The sequence below is a fragment of the Streptomyces sp. NPDC043176 genome (genome assembly GCF_056436715.1).
The window spans coordinates 1-13908 of sequence record NZ_JBWKCA010000017.1; the positions used below are offsets into that span (position 1 = coordinate 1).

The 13908-nt window shown below is 73.2% G+C and carries 12 protein-coding genes; 3 read left to right on the top strand and 9 right to left on the bottom strand.

All coding sequences use genetic code 11. The features are described 5' to 3' along the window. Positions 1-124 precede the first annotated feature (124 nt). The 3 genes from AC067A_RS25365 to AC067A_RS25375 form a co-directional block, all read right to left on the bottom strand. Positions 125-427, bottom strand: a complete 303-nt coding sequence (locus AC067A_RS25365; RefSeq protein WP_479244776.1) for a hypothetical protein — start codon at positions 425-427, stop codon at positions 125-127. A gap of 117 nt (positions 428-544) precedes the next feature. After that, positions 545-1858: a M14 family metallopeptidase gene (locus tag AC067A_RS25370; protein WP_479244777.1), complete on the bottom strand. Its 1314-nt coding sequence runs from the start codon at positions 1856-1858 to the stop codon at positions 545-547. Then, on the bottom strand, positions 1855-3915 hold the full coding sequence (locus AC067A_RS25375; protein ID WP_479244778.1) for a Xaa-Pro dipeptidyl-peptidase: 2061 nt from the start codon (positions 3913-3915) through the stop codon (positions 1855-1857). Before AC067A_RS25375 ends, AC067A_RS25370 begins: the two co-directional genes overlap by 4 nt. Positions 3916-4116: 201 nt before the next feature. On the opposite strand from AC067A_RS25375, the gene AC067A_RS25380 reads away from it, so the two are divergent. Then, the gene (locus tag AC067A_RS25380; protein ID WP_479244779.1) at positions 4117-5673 is read left to right on the top strand and encodes a M1 family metallopeptidase; all 1557 of its coding nucleotides are present in this window, start codon (positions 4117-4119) and stop codon (positions 5671-5673) included. Positions 5674-5698: 25 nt separating this feature from the next. On the opposite strand, the gene AC067A_RS25385 is transcribed toward AC067A_RS25380, so the two are convergent. Next, on the bottom strand, positions 5699-6580 hold the full coding sequence (locus tag AC067A_RS25385; RefSeq protein WP_479244780.1) for an oxygenase MpaB family protein: 882 nt from the start codon (positions 6578-6580) through the stop codon (positions 5699-5701). A gap of 99 nt (positions 6581-6679) precedes the next feature. Continuing rightward, complete coding sequence (locus AC067A_RS25390) at positions 6680-7165, bottom strand: F0F1 ATP synthase subunit B family protein (RefSeq protein ID WP_479244781.1); 486 nt, start codon at positions 7163-7165, stop codon at positions 6680-6682. Positions 7166-7290: 125 nt separating this feature from the next. Here AC067A_RS25390 and sph point away from each other — a divergent pair, with 125 nt between their 5' ends. Next, positions 7291-8322, top strand: coding sequence for a sphingomyelin phosphodiesterase (gene sph / locus AC067A_RS25395; protein WP_479244782.1), 1032 nt, complete (start codon positions 7291-7293; stop codon positions 8320-8322). Positions 8323-8332: 10 nt separating this feature from the next. Here the strand turns inward: sph and AC067A_RS25400 are convergent, their stop codons facing one another. Beyond that, positions 8333-8833 (bottom strand): hypothetical protein, encoded by a 501-nt coding sequence (locus AC067A_RS25400; protein WP_479244783.1) that lies wholly within the window; start codon positions 8831-8833, stop codon positions 8333-8335. A gap of 91 nt (positions 8834-8924) precedes the next feature. Next, positions 8925-9407, bottom strand: a complete 483-nt coding sequence (locus tag AC067A_RS25405; RefSeq protein ID WP_479244784.1) for a macro domain-containing protein — start codon at positions 9405-9407, stop codon at positions 8925-8927. Between the two features lie 78 nt (positions 9408-9485). On the opposite strand from AC067A_RS25405, the gene AC067A_RS25410 reads away from it, so the two are divergent. Continuing rightward, positions 9486-10220 carry a MerR family transcriptional regulator gene (locus AC067A_RS25410; protein WP_479244785.1) on the top strand — a complete coding sequence of 245 codons (735 nt, stop codon included), beginning with the start codon at positions 9486-9488 and terminating at the stop codon, positions 10218-10220. Positions 10221-10455: 235 nt separating this feature from the next. On the opposite strand, the gene AC067A_RS25415 is transcribed toward AC067A_RS25410, so the two are convergent. Both AC067A_RS25415 and AC067A_RS25420 read right to left on the bottom strand, forming a co-directional pair. Next, positions 10456-12630 carry a 3-hydroxyacyl-CoA dehydrogenase NAD-binding domain-containing protein gene (locus AC067A_RS25415; protein WP_479244786.1) on the bottom strand — a complete coding sequence of 725 codons (2175 nt, stop codon included), beginning with the start codon at positions 12628-12630 and terminating at the stop codon, positions 10456-10458. A 38-nt stretch (positions 12631-12668) separates the two neighbouring features. After that, complete coding sequence (locus AC067A_RS25420) at positions 12669-13883, bottom strand: acetyl-CoA C-acetyltransferase (protein ID WP_479244787.1); 1215 nt, start codon at positions 13881-13883, stop codon at positions 12669-12671. Positions 13884-13908 lie beyond the last annotated feature (25 nt).

The following is a 13908-nucleotide window of genomic DNA, read 5'->3' on the forward strand; positions in this document are numbered from 1 at the left end:
CCCCCCCCCAAAGAACAGGTCGGGGGGGGGCCCCCCGCCCCCCCCCCCCCCGCCCCCCCCCGCCCCCCCCCCCCCCCCGGGGGCGGCCCCCCCCCCCCCCCCCCCCCCCCCCCCCGCGGGGGTCCTACTTCCAGAGCGGCGGCTTGCTGTTGTTGTCGGCGTCGGCGCACTGCCGGGCGCGGCGCTCCAGGGCGTCGGCCCTGGCGTAGGCCTTGCGGGCCTCGGCGGTGGCGCCGAGGCGCTTGAGCTGGGCGGCGCGGGCGCGCTCCTTGTGGGCGTCGGCGCGCAGCTTGGAGATGTTGCAGGTGATGGTGCCGGCGGCCGCGGGCGCGGCGGTGGCGGTCTGGCCGAGCAGCACGCCCCCGGCGAGCAGCGTCGTGGCGAGCAGGGCCGTGAGGGCGCGGCGTGCGGGCTTGGTGTGGTGCATGGTGGTTCTCCAACTCCGGGGCCGGACGGCCCGGTTCGAGGCATGGTCAGTACCGATCGGTAACTTTACCTCGGCAAAGAGCGGAATCGCGCCACGGCGCCACCGGTCACCCCATCGTCAACACTCCTCCACAGGACTCCCACTGACGAGGTGATAGGTCGCGCGCCCGTCCAGGAGCAGCGGGACGAGGGCGCGTTCCGACTGCCGCAGCGGGACGAGGACCCCGTCGCCGTCCGCCCTGACGGTGACCCCGTGCAGGTCGAGCTCGTCGCCCACCTCGGCGTACTGCGCGGCGGACAACCGGTAGCCGCACGGCGGGTCGGCGATGATCTCCGCGGGTTCGGGCGGGTCGTTGTCGGCACCGCCGAGATGGACGGGTCCCTGGTCGGCGAAGCCGGCGTGGCGGGCGGCGGCGGTGGCGGCGGTGAGCGGCCCCCGCCGTTCCTTCACGTAGGCGAAGGCTCCCTCCAGCGCCGCGTGCTGGGTGGCGACGCGCCTGCGGTGGTTGCGGGCCGGGTCCTGCTCCTCGGCGTCGTCGAGCGCGTCCACCCGGGTCTCGACGAGGAGACCGGCGGAGTGCTTGATGCCGGCCGTGTTGCGCAGGATCCGTTCCTGGCCGTCGCCGGCGACCTGCTTGACCGGCTGCCCGGTGACGGGGTCGGTCCAGATGCCGTAGATGCCGCTGCTGTACCCGGCGAGTCCGGCCGTGGGGCGGACGTAGGCCTCCGAGAGCGTCCGCGACTCCTCGTGGACGCGCGGGTCGGCGTCGAGGCTGCGGGGCCAGAGGGCCAGCAGGTCCTTGTCGTAGTAGCGGGGCGTGGCACCGTACTCGTGCAGGTCGTAGACGAGTTCGGGGCGCCGGTCGCGGAGGACGGCGGCGATGGCGCGCGCCTCGGCGGTGCGCAGGGCGACGTGGTCGCGGTTGACGTCGACACCGGCTCCGTTGCCCCGGGTGTCGGCGGCCCGGCCGTCGGGGTTGGCGGTGGGGACGACGAGGACGGTCGTCCGGGCGAGGAGGGCGCGGGTCTCCCGGTCCCGGGCGTACGCGAGGTCGCGCACCGTGCTCAGGCAGGCTTCGCGGCCCGCGGGTTCGTCGCCGTGCTGGCTGCAGACGAGCAGCACGGTGGTGGTGCCGTGCCCGCTGCCGAGGGTCGCGAGCCGGAGCGGACGCCCCTGCCCGGTCGTCCCGATCACGCGCACCGACAGCCGGTCGCTCGCCCGGTCGACGGCCGCGAGGAAGTCCCCTTCCTCGGCCTCGCTCGTCCAGCGGGCCCCCCGGCTCGTCTCGAAGCCGGTGCGGGGCGGCGGCGGGGCGGGCGCGCTGTCCGCCGCTTTGGCGGGCACGGTGACGAGCGGCAGTCCGAGGGCTGCGGCCCCCGCCACGAGGGCGAGGGCGCGCCGCGAACTCCGGTACGCGGTACCGAGCCTCACCGGACGGCTCCCGGCCCGGGCAGGCGCGGTCCGCTCACGGCGGCCGGCGGCACGGGGCCGCCCGGGGACGGTACGGCCGCCGGTGCCGACGGCAGGGCCGGGGCCGGTCCGGCCGTGGCCCGGGCGAAGGCGCCCGCGCCGCCGACGAGGGGCAGCCTCGCCCAGGTGCGGGCCAGGTCGAGGGTGAGGGTCGGGGTGGTCGACGGGGGGTCGAGCAGGTCCTTGTCGGTGCCCCCGACGATCAGTGCGAGGCGGTGTCCCGCCGGGACGACGTGGTCGGTGGCGGCGAGGTCCAGGGTGAGGGTGTACGCCCTGCCGGGGGTCAGCGGGCGCTCCCGGCCCGGGTCGGCCCAGGTGCCGAGGTCGGCCCAGCCCCGGCTGACGACCGTGAACCCGACGTCCGCCGTGCGGGCCGCCGTCTCCTTGAAGCAGGCGCTGTCGCCGGGGGTGCTCGCGCCCCAGCAGGTGCGGCCGGCGAGGGTGGTGATGCCCTCCCCGGCCGCCGCGTAGTCGCGGATGGTGTCGGGGCCGAGGTCGACGAGGACGGCGGAGAGGTGGGCGGTGGCGGTGGTCGGGGTGGCGGTGACCGTCACCGTGGACGAGCCGGAGATCCGCAGGTCGCGGGAGAGCGGGCGGGTGACGAAGCCGGCCTTCTCGGGGGTCGCGGTGTCGATCCGGGCGGCCCAGTCGAGTTCGCCGAGGCCCCGGTCGTCGGTGAAGGTCGCGGTGGAGCCGGGAGCGGCGGGCACGCGGCCGAGGACTCCGGCGCCGCTCGCTGTGCCGGGCGCGGGCCGCAGGGTGGTGGCCGTGGTGGCGCGCGGCGGCCACTGGCGGTCGGTGGTCCACCGGTCCGGGGCGCGCTCGATGTCGGCGACCGGTTCGCGGTCGATGCCGTTCTCGTATCCGAGCAGGTAGTGGTCGAACCAGCGGTGCAGGGTGCGGACCCAGTCGGCGCGCCGGAAGTCGAAGGGGTCGACGTGGCCGGTCTGCGAGAGCCAGATCTTCCGCTCGACGCCGTGGGCGGCGAGCGCGTCCCACCACCGGCCGAACTGGTTGGCGCGGACGTTGAGGTCCTGCTGTCCGTGGACGACGAAGACGCTGGCCCTGACCTTGGCCGCGTCCTTCACGTGGTCGCGTTCGTCCCAGGCGGCGGTCCGGTCGCCGCTGTACGGGGTGGCGGCGGTGATCCGGTCCTGGACCGCGCCGCAACGGGCCTGTGCCTCGGGGCTGTTCACGTACGCGGAGAGCCAGCTCGGGTTGGCGTCGTAGAGCGGGGCGCCCTGGGAGTGGAAGTAGTCGTACCAGGAGGAGATCGCACCGATCGGCACGATCGTCCTCAGCCCCTCGACGCCGGTGGCGGCGACGCCGTTGGCGACGGTGCCGTCCCAGCTCTTGCCGATCATGCCGACGTCGCCGGTGCTCCAGCCGGTGGCGCGGGCCGGGGTCGCGCCGGTGCGGGTCGTGTAGCCGCGGGCCCGGCCGTTCAGCCAGTCGACGACGGCCTTGGCGGACTGTACGTCGGAGCGGCCGCCGACGTCGTCGCAGCCGTCGGAGCGGCCGGTGCCGGCGAGGTCGACGGCGGCGAAGGCGTAGCCGCGCGGGACGAAGTAGTTGTCGTAGAAGAGCGGGAGGCCTACGGGGTTGCCGTCGGCGTCGTACGTCTTCTTCTGGCCCTCGTTTCCGCGCCCGCAACAGGCGTAGTACGGGCTGGCGTCCATGATGACCGGGATCCGCCGGCCCGCCGCGGCCGTCTCCCGGGGCCGGACGATGTCGACGGCGACCCGGTCGCCGTGCCCGTCGCCGTCGCCGTCGAGGCCGGTGTCGACCCAGACGGCCTCGCGGATGGCGTCGGCGTACGAGTGGACGGGCCGGGACTCGCGTACGGCGGGTGCGGACGGGGCCGCCTGCGTCGCCGACGCTCCGCCGGGGGCGGTCGCCGCGACGGGCCCGGGCCCCGCGGCGGCGGGAGTGACCAGGGTCGCGAACAGGGCGGCCGTGGCCACGAGGGTTCCGTACGACAGTCGGGCTCCGCGGGTTCTCCGCTTTCGCATCGGCATGCGCCGGAACGTACCCCGGTCGACTCCCGTGCAAAAGAGTGCCGGAGGGAATGGGGTGGCGGAGGGTTCATGTCGGCCGAATGGCGATCGTGTGACAGGGGGTCCACTGGACGTGACGGTGCGTCGGGACGCTGAATAGTGTCGTCGCCAAGGACCCGACGCCACCCACGCGTCCTACGTTTCTTATGACTTGGAGCACCCGTGCATCGCAGAATCACCGTTCCGAGCGCCCTCGCGGCCTCCTTGCTGCTGGCGATCCCGGCATCGGCGGCCGACTTCACTCCTGGTGCGGCCGGCATCGGGGACTCGTACTACCCCGCCAGCGGCAACGGCGGATACGACGTCTCCCACTACGACCTGCGCCTGAAGTACCAGCCGGCGACGGACCTCCTGGAGGGCACGGCGACGATCCTCGCCACCACCGGGCAGAACCTGTCCCGCTTCAACCTCGACCTCGGACTGAAGGTCAGCGAGGTCCGGGTCAACGGCCGGATCGCGCGGTTCGCCACCTCGGGCGACCACGAGCTGGAGGTCACCCCGGCCACCCCGCTGGAGAAGGGGAAGGCGGTGACGGTCGTCGTCCGCTACGCGGGCAAGCCCTCCGAGTTCAAGATCGACGGCTGGTCCGCCTGGGCCCGCACCCCGGACGGCGCCGTCGCCGCGCAGGAGCCGGACTCGGCCGTCTGGTGGTTCCCGTCCAACGACCACCCGCTGGACAAGGCCACCTTCGACGTCTCCGTCTCGGTGCCGGACGGCCACCAGGCCATCAGCAACGGCGTGCTGCAGTCGCAGTCCTCACGGCTGGGCTGGACCCGCTACAACTGGCGCTCCAACAAGCCGCAGGCGACCTATCTGGCCACTCTGGCCGTCGGGAAGTTCGACATCACGACGGACAAGACCGCGAACGGGCTGCCCGTCCTCAACGCCTACAGCAAGGACCTCGGCGACAACGCGGGCGCGGCGCGCGCCTCGATCGAGCGCACGACCGAGGTCGCCGAGTGGCTGGAATCGGTCTTCGGTCCCTACCCGTTCAACTCCCTCGGCGGTTACGTGCCCAACGTGACCAGCGGCTTCGCGCTGGAGACGCAGACCCGACCGTTCTACAGCCCCCGGCAGTTCGCCAACGGCGCGAACGTGTCGGTGGTCGTGCACGAGCTGGCGCACCAGTGGTACGGCGACAGCGTGTCCGTCCGCGACTGGAAGGACATCTGGGTCAACGAGGGCTTCGCCCGCTACGGCCAGTGGCTCTGGTCGGAGAAGGAGGGCGAGGGCACGGCGCAGGAGCTGGCGGACTACGTGTACGCCGTCCGGCCGGCCGACGACCCGTTCTGGACGGTCAAGCCGGGCGACCCGGGCCCGGAGAACCAGTTCCACACCGCCGTCTACGACCGGGGCGCGCTGGCGCTCCAGGCGCTGCGCAACGAGATCGGCGACGAGGACTTCTTCGCGGTCCTGAAGGGCTGGCCGCAGGAGTTCGCCTACGGCAACGCGCGGGTCGGCGACTTCGTGCGGTACGCCGAGCGGATCTCCGGCAAGCCGCTGGCGGCGCTCTTCGACACCTGGCTGTACCAGCCGTCGAAGCCGTCCGCCCCGACGGCGGCCGCGTCCGGCGCGGAGGCCGGGTCGGGCGCGCTCGCGGCGTCGCCGTCCGCCACCGGCAAGGCGGGCCGGGCCGGGAAGCCCGTGCAGCCGAAGTCGTGGAAGAAGATCGCCGCGACGGACACGGTCCACGAGCGGGACGAGCACGGCGGCCACTGAGCCCTGCCGTGACCGGGGCCGTCCGTCAGCGCGCGGCGCTGCGGGCGGCCTCGCGCGCCTTCCTGGCCAGGGGCAGGTAGCGGAGCCGTTCGGGCAGGACGGGGACGACGGCCCGGATGATCCGGGCGTACCGGCGCAGGGTCCGCTCCTGGGCATCGGTCCACTCCAGGCCGATGGCCTCCCTGGCGTCCGCCGGCATCAGGCCGACGGTGAGGAAGGCGCGCAGCCGCAGGAACGGTCGGCGCAGCACGGGCCAGAGGAGCCGGAGCGCGAGCCGGACGGGCAGCGGGCCGCGGTCCGGGGCGGGCACCGGGAGGTCGGTGTCCAGCAGCTCCCGTACGACGACGGTCGCCTCCAGCTCGTCGGCGAGGACCTTGCGGTAGTACGGCCAGAACTCCTCGACCGTCTGCGGCATGTCCCGGTCGTGGATGCCGAGGACCCGGCCGACCTGGAGCCACTCGGCGTACAGCTGCCGCTGCTGCGCCTCGGTGAGGGGGCGGGCGAGGAGGCCGAGACCGCGCAGGTAGACGGGGAATCCCGTCGCGTGCACCCAGGAGTAGTAGGCCGGGGTGAGGGCGTGGTAGCGGCGTCCGTGGGCGTCGGTGCCCTGGATGTCGCGGTGCAGTTCCCGGAGCCGGCGGCCCTCCCGCGCGGCCTCCTCGCCTCCGTAGATCCACAGCTGGACCGAGCGCAGGGAGCGCTCGCCGCGGCCCCAGGGGTCGGTGCGGAAGACGGAGTGCTCGTCGACGCCGGCGCCGATCGCGGGGTGGGCGACCTGCATGGCGAGGGCGGCGGGCAGCATGAGGAGTGCCCGGACGTCGCCGGCGACGGTCCACAGCACCCCGCCGACGGGCGGCGGTGCCGGGTCGTCGGCCGGGGTCCGGTCGGGGCGCGTCCCGGTCGTCATGGTCCCTCTCCTCCTCTGTTCCAGGCTGCCACCCACGACGAAGGGGCCGTCGCCCGGGCTCTCGCGGCCGGGCGACGGCCCCTCTGCGGGGTGTACGGGTCAGCCGCGGTCGGCGCCGACCGGCTCGCCGACGATGCGGGCGGCGAGGGCGTGGGCCCAGGCGTCGACGTCCGCGGTGAGCTCGCGCTCGGCGGCGGCGCGCTCGGCGGCGATCTTCTCGGCGCCGGCGGCGACGATGGCGTCGCGCTCGGCGATGCCCTCGGCGCGGGCGGCGGCGATGGCGGCCGAGCCCTCCTCGGTGGCGCGGGAGCGGATGCGCGCGGCGTCGTGGCGGGCCTCGGCGAGCTCCGCCTCGTACTGCTCACGGATCCGCGTGGCCTCGGCGCGCAGGTCGTCGGCACGGTCGGTGCCGCCCTCGATGGCGTCCTCGCGCTCCTCGAGGGTCCGCTTGATCTTCGGCAGGACGCCCTTCGCCAGGATGAGGAAGGTCAGTCCGAACACCACGAGGCCGAGGATGAGCTCGGCCCAGACGGGGTTGAGGGGACCGAGGTCCGTCTTGAAGATCTGCGAGTTCGCGAGGGTCATGCGCGCATTCTACCTGGTTCAAACAAGGACAATTTCGACACCGGGAGGAGAGTTGGCGTGATCGTGCTCGCTCGGCCAGATTCCCGGCATCCAAAGGCTACCGGAAGGTAACCGCGACTGATTGTATGTGCGGCGCCAGTCCAACCCCCCACGTCTCCACAGGAGTTCACGTGTCGATCGCCGCGTTCCGTCGCGTCCCCGGTGCCGCCTTCTCCCTCGCGCTCGCCGCCGCCACCCTGGCGGCCGCCGCCCCGGCCGCGTCCGCCACCTCCGCGGCGGCCGAGGCCCCCCGGCTGAAGGTCCTCACCTACAACACGTTCCTCTTCTCCAAGACGCTCTACCCGAACTGGGGCCAGGACCACCGGGCGGCGGCGATCCCCGCCGCCCCCTTCTTCCAGGGGCAGGACGTCGTCGTGATCCAGGAGGCCTTCGACAACTCCGCGTCGGACGCCCTCAAGGCGAACGCCTCCGCGCGGTACCCCTACCAGACGCCCGTCGTGGGCCGCAGCAAGACCGGCTGGGACGCGACCGGCGGGGCGTACTCCACGACGACCCCCGAGGACGGCGGGGTGACGATCCTCAGCAAGTGGCCGATCGTCCGCAAGGAGCAGTACGTCTACAAGGACGCGTGCGGCGCCGACTGGTGGTCGAACAAGGGCTTCGCCTACGCCGTCCTCGACGTCGCCGGCAGCCGGGTCCACGTCGTCGGCACGCACGCCCAGTCCACCGACCCCGGATGCTCGGCGGGCGAGGCGGCGCAGATGCGCAGCCGCCAGTTCAAGGCGCTCGACGCCTTCCTCGACGCCAAGAACATCCCGGCGAACGAGCAGGTGATCGTCGCCGGCGACATGAACGTCGACTCGCGCACCCCCGAGTACGGCACGATGCTCGCCGACGCGGGGCTGGCCGGGGCCGACGCCCGCACCGGCCACCCGTACTCCTTCGACACCGAGCTGAACTCGATCGCCTCCGAGCGCTACCCGGACGACCCGCGCGAGGACCTCGACCACGTCCTCTACCGGGCCGGGAACGCGCGCCCCGCAGGCTGGACCAACAACGTCGTCCTGGAGCAGAGCGCGCCGTGGACGGTCTCCAGCTGGGGCACGCGGTACACCTACACCAACCTCTCCGACCACTACCCCGTCACCGGCTTCTGACCGGGCCCCTTCAGTAGGGGTACCGCCCGAAGACGCTGTAGAGCCACACCCCGACCACCCCGGCGACACAGAGCAGGACCACCCAGGAGCCGGCACCCGTGTGCCGCTCCTTCCGGGGCCCGCGGCCGGGCCGGGCGGCGCGTGCCGCCCGGCCCGGCCTCGCGCGCTCCTCCGGCCTGCCGGGCCGCCCCGCCCGGGACGGCCCCGCGGCGGGCTCCGCGGCCGCCGCCACGTCGGCGAGCAGCCGGCGGCACACCGCCGCGAGCTCCGCCGTCCCGGCGGTCAGGTCCACGACCACCTCCGTACGCGCCGGCGCCGTCGTCCCCCCGTCCAGGATCCGCCCCGCCCTCAGCAACGCCCTGTCCTTGCCCCCGGTCGGCGCGAGGCTGATCCACCGGCGCACGTGCTCGCCCCGGATCACCATCCCGCCACCCCGCTCCCGGTACACGGTGTGCTCCCGCCACAGGACCACGGCCAACTCGTCCGCCGTCTCCCTGAGTTGCGTGTACATCCCTCTCCCCCGCTCCCTGCCCCTACACGATCAGCGGCCGACTCTAACCCGCCCTGCCGGGCGCGCCTACGACAGCCCGCCCCAGCGTCCCTTACCCGCCGAAGTCGTACACGGTGACCGGTATCCCCCGGTCCACCAACCGCCGGAGGACGAGCGGCTCGACCTTCTCCCAGGACCCGCCGGCGAGCCCGCAGCCGATGCGCGGCATGTGCACGGACGCACCGAGTTCCGCCGCCCTGTCCCCGAGCGGTCCGAGGGCGGCGTCGATCGCCTCGTACCGCACGGGCACGCCGCTGCTCCGTCCCGTCCGCATCCCCCGCTGTCCGACCAGGTTGGCCACCCAGACGTACGGCTCGACCTGGACGAACTGGGCCGCACCGAGGCCGAAGTCGTTCCGCGCCCGCTCGCGGTGCCAGCGCCGGTAGGCCGTCTCCGGTTCCGGCCAGCGCCGCGAGATCGCCAGGACGAAGCCCTTGCCCCAGCCCCCGAGGTCGTTGCACACGTGCGCGACGATCTTGACGCCCTTGCCGTGCGGTGCGGTCGCGTCCCCCCGGACGTACGTGATCCCGTTCATGACGATCACGCTACGACCCGCCACTGACAGTCGCCGCGCTCTTTTACACGGCTGGTGAGACAGCAATACTGTTGAACCATGGAGCAGGCGAGCGGCGCGCAGGAGCCGGTGTACACCGTGGACGAGCTGGCGGCGCGGGCCGGGGTGACGGTGCGGACCGTGCGGTTCTACGGGACGCGGGGGTTGTTGCCGCCGCCGGTAATCGGGGCGCGGAGGGTGGGGCACTACGGGCCGGACCACGTGTCGCGGCTGGCGTTGATCGAGGAGTTGCAGCGGCAGGGGATGACGCTGGCGGCGATCGAGCGGTATCTGGAGCAGCTGCCGGCCGACCTGAGTGCGCAGGACCTGGCGATCCACCGGGCGCTGGTGGCCTCGTGGGCGCCGGAGTCGGCGGAGACGATCACGCGGCGGGAGCTGGAGCGGCGGGCCGGTCGGGCCCTGGCGGAGCGGGACGTGGAGCGGCTGGCGGCGATGGGGGTGCTGGACCGGACCGACGAGGCCGACACGTACCGGCTCGACGGGTCGCTGCTCCGGCTGGGCGTGGAGCTGCTCGACGTGCCGATCGAGCACGAGACGATCCTGGCCTCGCGGACCGTGCTCCTGGAGCACGCGCGCGCGGCCGCGCAGGAGCTCTCCCGGCTGTTCCAGGAGCAGGTGTGGAACCCGTACCGGGAGAGCGGGGAGGACCCGGACCACCTGAGCGCGATGAGGTCGCTCTCGGCGCACATGCAGCCGATGGTGGTCCAGGCCCTCGTCACGGCGTTCCAGCGCTCGCTGAGCGAGGAGCTGAGGACGGCGTTCAGGAGCCGGTGAGGTCCGGCCGGGAACTCACGGGCTCGCGTCAGGAGCCGGCGAGGGGCCCGGCCGGCGGCCAGGGGCTCGTGGCCGGGGGTTCGGGGCGTGGCGGGGCCCAGGGCGGGGGCCCGGGGCCGGGGGCCCAGGGGCCGGGGGCCCAGGGGCCGGGGGCCCAGGGGCTCGCGTCAGGGACCAGTGGAGGCCTCGCCCGGAGCCGGTCCGTTCAGGGCCGGGCACCGGGCGCGCGCCGCGGTCAGGAGTCGGTGAAGGTCTCGCCTCGCTCGGCCTTCTCGACGAGGAGGGCCGGCGGGGTGAAGCGGTCGCCGTAGGTGGCTGCGAGCTCGTGGGCGCGGGCCACGAAGCCGGGGAGGCCGCCTTCGTAGCCGTTGACGTACTGGAGGATGCCGCCGGTCCAGGCGGGGAAGCCGATGCCCATGATGGAGCCGATGTTGGCGTCGGCGACGGAGGTGAGGACGCCCTCCTCCAGGAGGCGGACGGTGTCGAGGGCCTCGGAGAACAGCATCCGTTCCTGCATGTCGCGGAACGGGATCCCGTGGCCGGGCTTCGTGAAGTGCTCCCGCAGGCCCGGCCAGAGCCTGCCGCGCTTGCCGTCCTCGCCGTACTCGTAGAAGCCGGCGCCGCCGCTGCGGCCGGGGCGGCCGAACTCGTCGACCATGCGGTCGATGACGGCCTCGCCGGGGTGCGTGACCCAGGTGCCGCCCTCGTCCTCGATGGCCTTCCTCGTCTCGTTGCGGATCTTGCGCGGCAGGGTGAGGGTCAGTTCGTCCATGAGGGAGAGGACCTTCGCCGGGTAGCCGGCCTGGGCCGCGGCCTGCTCGATCGAGGCGGGCTCGATGCCCTCGCCGACCATGGCGACGCCCTCGTTGATGAAGTGGCCGATCACCCGGGAGGTGAAGAAGCCGCGCGAGTCGTTCACGACGATCGGGGTCTTGTTGATCTGCCGGACCAGGTCGAAGGCGCGGGCCAGCGCCTCGTCACCGGTCCGCTCGCCCTTGATGATCTCGACGAGCGGCATCTTGTCGACGGGCGAGAAGAAGTGCAGGCCGATGAAGTCGGTCCGGCGCTCGACGCCCTCGGCGAGGACGGAGATCGGCAGGGTGGAGGTGTTGGAGCACAGGAGGGCGTCGGGGGCGACGACGTGCTGGATCTCCTGGAAGACCTTGTGCTTGAGCGCGGTGTCCTCGAAGACCGCCTCGATGACCGCGTCGCAGCCCGCCAGGTCGGCGACGTCGCCGGTGGGGGTGATCCGGGCGAGGAGCGCGTCGGCCTTCTCCTGGGTGGTGCGGCCGCGCGACACGGCCTTGGCGCACAGCTTCTCGGAGTACGCCTTGCCTTTCGCGGCGGACTCGGCCGAGACGTCCTTGAGGACGACGTCGATGCCGGCGCGGGCGCAGGAGTACGCGATGCCGGCGCCCATCATGCCCGCGCCGAGCACGGCGACCTTGCGGACCTGGCGCCTCTCCACGCCCTTGGGGCGGCTCGCGCCCGAGTTCACGGCCTGGAGGTCGAAGAAGAAGGCCTGGATCATGTTCTTCGCGGTCTGGCCGATGACCAGCTCGGTGAAGTAGCGGCTCTCGATGGTGAGCGCGGTCTCGAAGTCGACCTGGGAGCCCTCGACGGCGGCGGCCATGATGGCGCGGGGCGCCGGGTAGGGCGCGCCGTTCAGCTGCTTGCGCAGGTTGGCCGGGAAGGCCGGCAGGTTGGCGGCGAACTTCGGGTTCGACGGGGTGCCGCCGGGGATCCGGTGGCCCGGGACGTCCCAGGGCTGGCGGGACTCGGGGTGCGCGTCGATGAAGGCGATGGCCTTGGCCATCATCTCCTCGGGGGTGGCCGCGACCTCGTGCACGAGGCCGTTGTCGAGGGCGCGCCCCGGGTTGTACTGGGTGCCCTGGAGCAGCACCTTGAGCAGGGCGTCGGTGATGCCCATGAGGCGTACGGTGCGGGCGACGCCGCCGCCGCCCGGGAGCAGCCCGAGGGTGACCTCGGGCAGGCCGATCTTGGAGCCGGGGGCGTCGAGGGCGACGCGGTGGTGGGAGGCGAGGGCGATCTCGTAGCCGCCGCCGAGGGCGGCGCCGTTGATGGCGGCGACGACGGGCTTGCCGAGGGTCTCGATGCGCCGCAGGGCGTTCTTGATCTCCAGGGCCGAGTCGAAGATGTCCTTGGCGTGCTCGGGGCCCGCCTTGATCATGTCCTTGAGGTCGCCGCCGGCGAAGAACGTCTTCTTCGCGGAGGTGTAGATGATCCCGCGGATGGAGTCCTTCTCGGCCTCCACCCGGTCGGCGATGGCGGTGATCGAGGCCCGGAAGGCCTGGTTCATGGTGTTGGCGGACTGGGCGGGGTCGTCGAGGACGAGGGTGACGATCCCGGTCGCGTCCTGTTCCCAGCGGATGGTGGTGCTCTCGCTCATGGCTCTGCTTCTCCGTAAGAGGGGTGCGGACGGGACGGTCAGACGCGCTCGATGACGGTGGCGATGCCCATGCCGCCGCCCACGCAGAGGGTGGCGAGGCCGTAGCGCTTGTCCTGGCGCTCCAGCTCGTCGACGAGGGTGCCGAGGATCATCGCGCCGGTGGCGCCGAGCGGGTGGCCGAGCGCGATGGCGCCGCCGTTGACGTTGACCTTGTCCAGGGTGGTGCCCATGTCCTTCACGAAGCGCAGGACGACGGCGGCGAAGGCCTCGTTGATCTCGATCAGGTCGATGTCGTCGATGGTGAGGCCGGCCTTGGCGAGGGCCTTGCGGGTGGCCGGGGCGGGGCCGGTGAGCATGATGGTCGGCTCGGAGCCGGAGACGGCGGCCGAGACGATCCGGGCGCGCGGGGTCAGACCGTACCGCTCGCCGACCTCCTTGGAGCCGATGGCGACGAGGGAGGCGCCGTCGACGATGCCGGAGGAGTTGCCCGCGTGGTGGACGTGGTCGATCTCCTCGACCCAGTGGTACTTCTGCAGCGCGACCGCGTCGAAGCCGCCCAGTTCGCCGATGTCCGCGAAGGAGGGCTTGAGGCGGGCGAGGGAGTCGGCGGTGGTGCCGGGGCGCAGGTGCTCGTCGTGGTCGAGGACGACGAGGCCGCTGCGGTCGCGGACGGGGACGACGGAGCGGGCGAAGCGGCCGTCCTTCCAGGCCGCGGCGGCGCGCTCCTGGGAGAGCTCGGCGTACTCGTCGACGTCGCGGCGGGTGAAGCCCTCGATGGTGGCGATGAGGTCGGCGCCGATGCCCTGCGGGACGAAGTTGGTCTCCAGGTTGGTCATCGGGTCGGCGAACCAGGCGCCGCCGTCGGAGGCCATCGGCACCCGGGACATGGACTCGACGCCGCCGGCGAGGACGAGGTCCTCCCAGCCGGAGCGGACCTTCATAGCGGCCATGTTGACCGCTTCGAGGCCGGAGGCACAGAAGCGGTTCTCCTGGACGCCGGCGACGGTGTCGGGCAGGCCGGCGGCGATGGCCGCGATCCGGGCGATGTCCGAGCCCTGGTCGCCGACGGGGCCGACGACGCCGAGGACGATGTCGTCGATGGCGGCCGGGTCGAGGCCGGGGTTGCGGGACTGGATCTCGCGGATGAGGCCGACGACCAGGTCGATCGGCTTGGTGCCGTGCAGGGAGCCGTTGGCCTTGCCGCGTCCGCGCGGGGTGCGGATCGCGTCGTACACGTACGCTTCGGTGCTCACGGGAAGCCTTTCGCGATGAGGGTGG

Coding starts and splice junctions, on each gene's coding strand:
- AC067A_RS25365 (WP_479244776.1), bottom strand. CDS start 427: ATGCACCACACCAAGCCCGCACGCCGCGCCCTCACGGCCCTGCTCGCC.
- AC067A_RS25405 (WP_479244784.1), bottom strand. CDS start 9,407: ATGAACGGGATCACGTACGTCCGGGGGGACGCGACCGCACCGCACGGC.
- sph (WP_479244782.1), top strand. CDS start 7,291: ATGTGCGGCGCCAGTCCAACCCCCCACGTCTCCACAGGAGTTCACGTG.
- AC067A_RS25390 (WP_479244781.1), bottom strand. CDS start 7,165: ATGACCCTCGCGAACTCGCAGATCTTCAAGACGGACCTCGGTCCCCTC.
- AC067A_RS25400 (WP_479244783.1), bottom strand. CDS start 8,833: ATGTACACGCAACTCAGGGAGACGGCGGACGAGTTGGCCGTGGTCCTG.
- AC067A_RS25385 (WP_479244780.1), bottom strand. CDS start 6,580: ATGACGACCGGGACGCGCCCCGACCGGACCCCGGCCGACGACCCGGCA.
- AC067A_RS25415 (WP_479244786.1), bottom strand. CDS start 12,630: ATGAGCGAGAGCACCACCATCCGCTGGGAACAGGACGCGACCGGGATC.
- AC067A_RS25375 (WP_479244778.1), bottom strand. CDS start 3,915: ATGCCGATGCGAAAGCGGAGAACCCGCGGAGCCCGACTGTCGTACGGA.
- AC067A_RS25410 (WP_479244785.1), top strand. CDS start 9,486: ATGGAGCAGGCGAGCGGCGCGCAGGAGCCGGTGTACACCGTGGACGAG.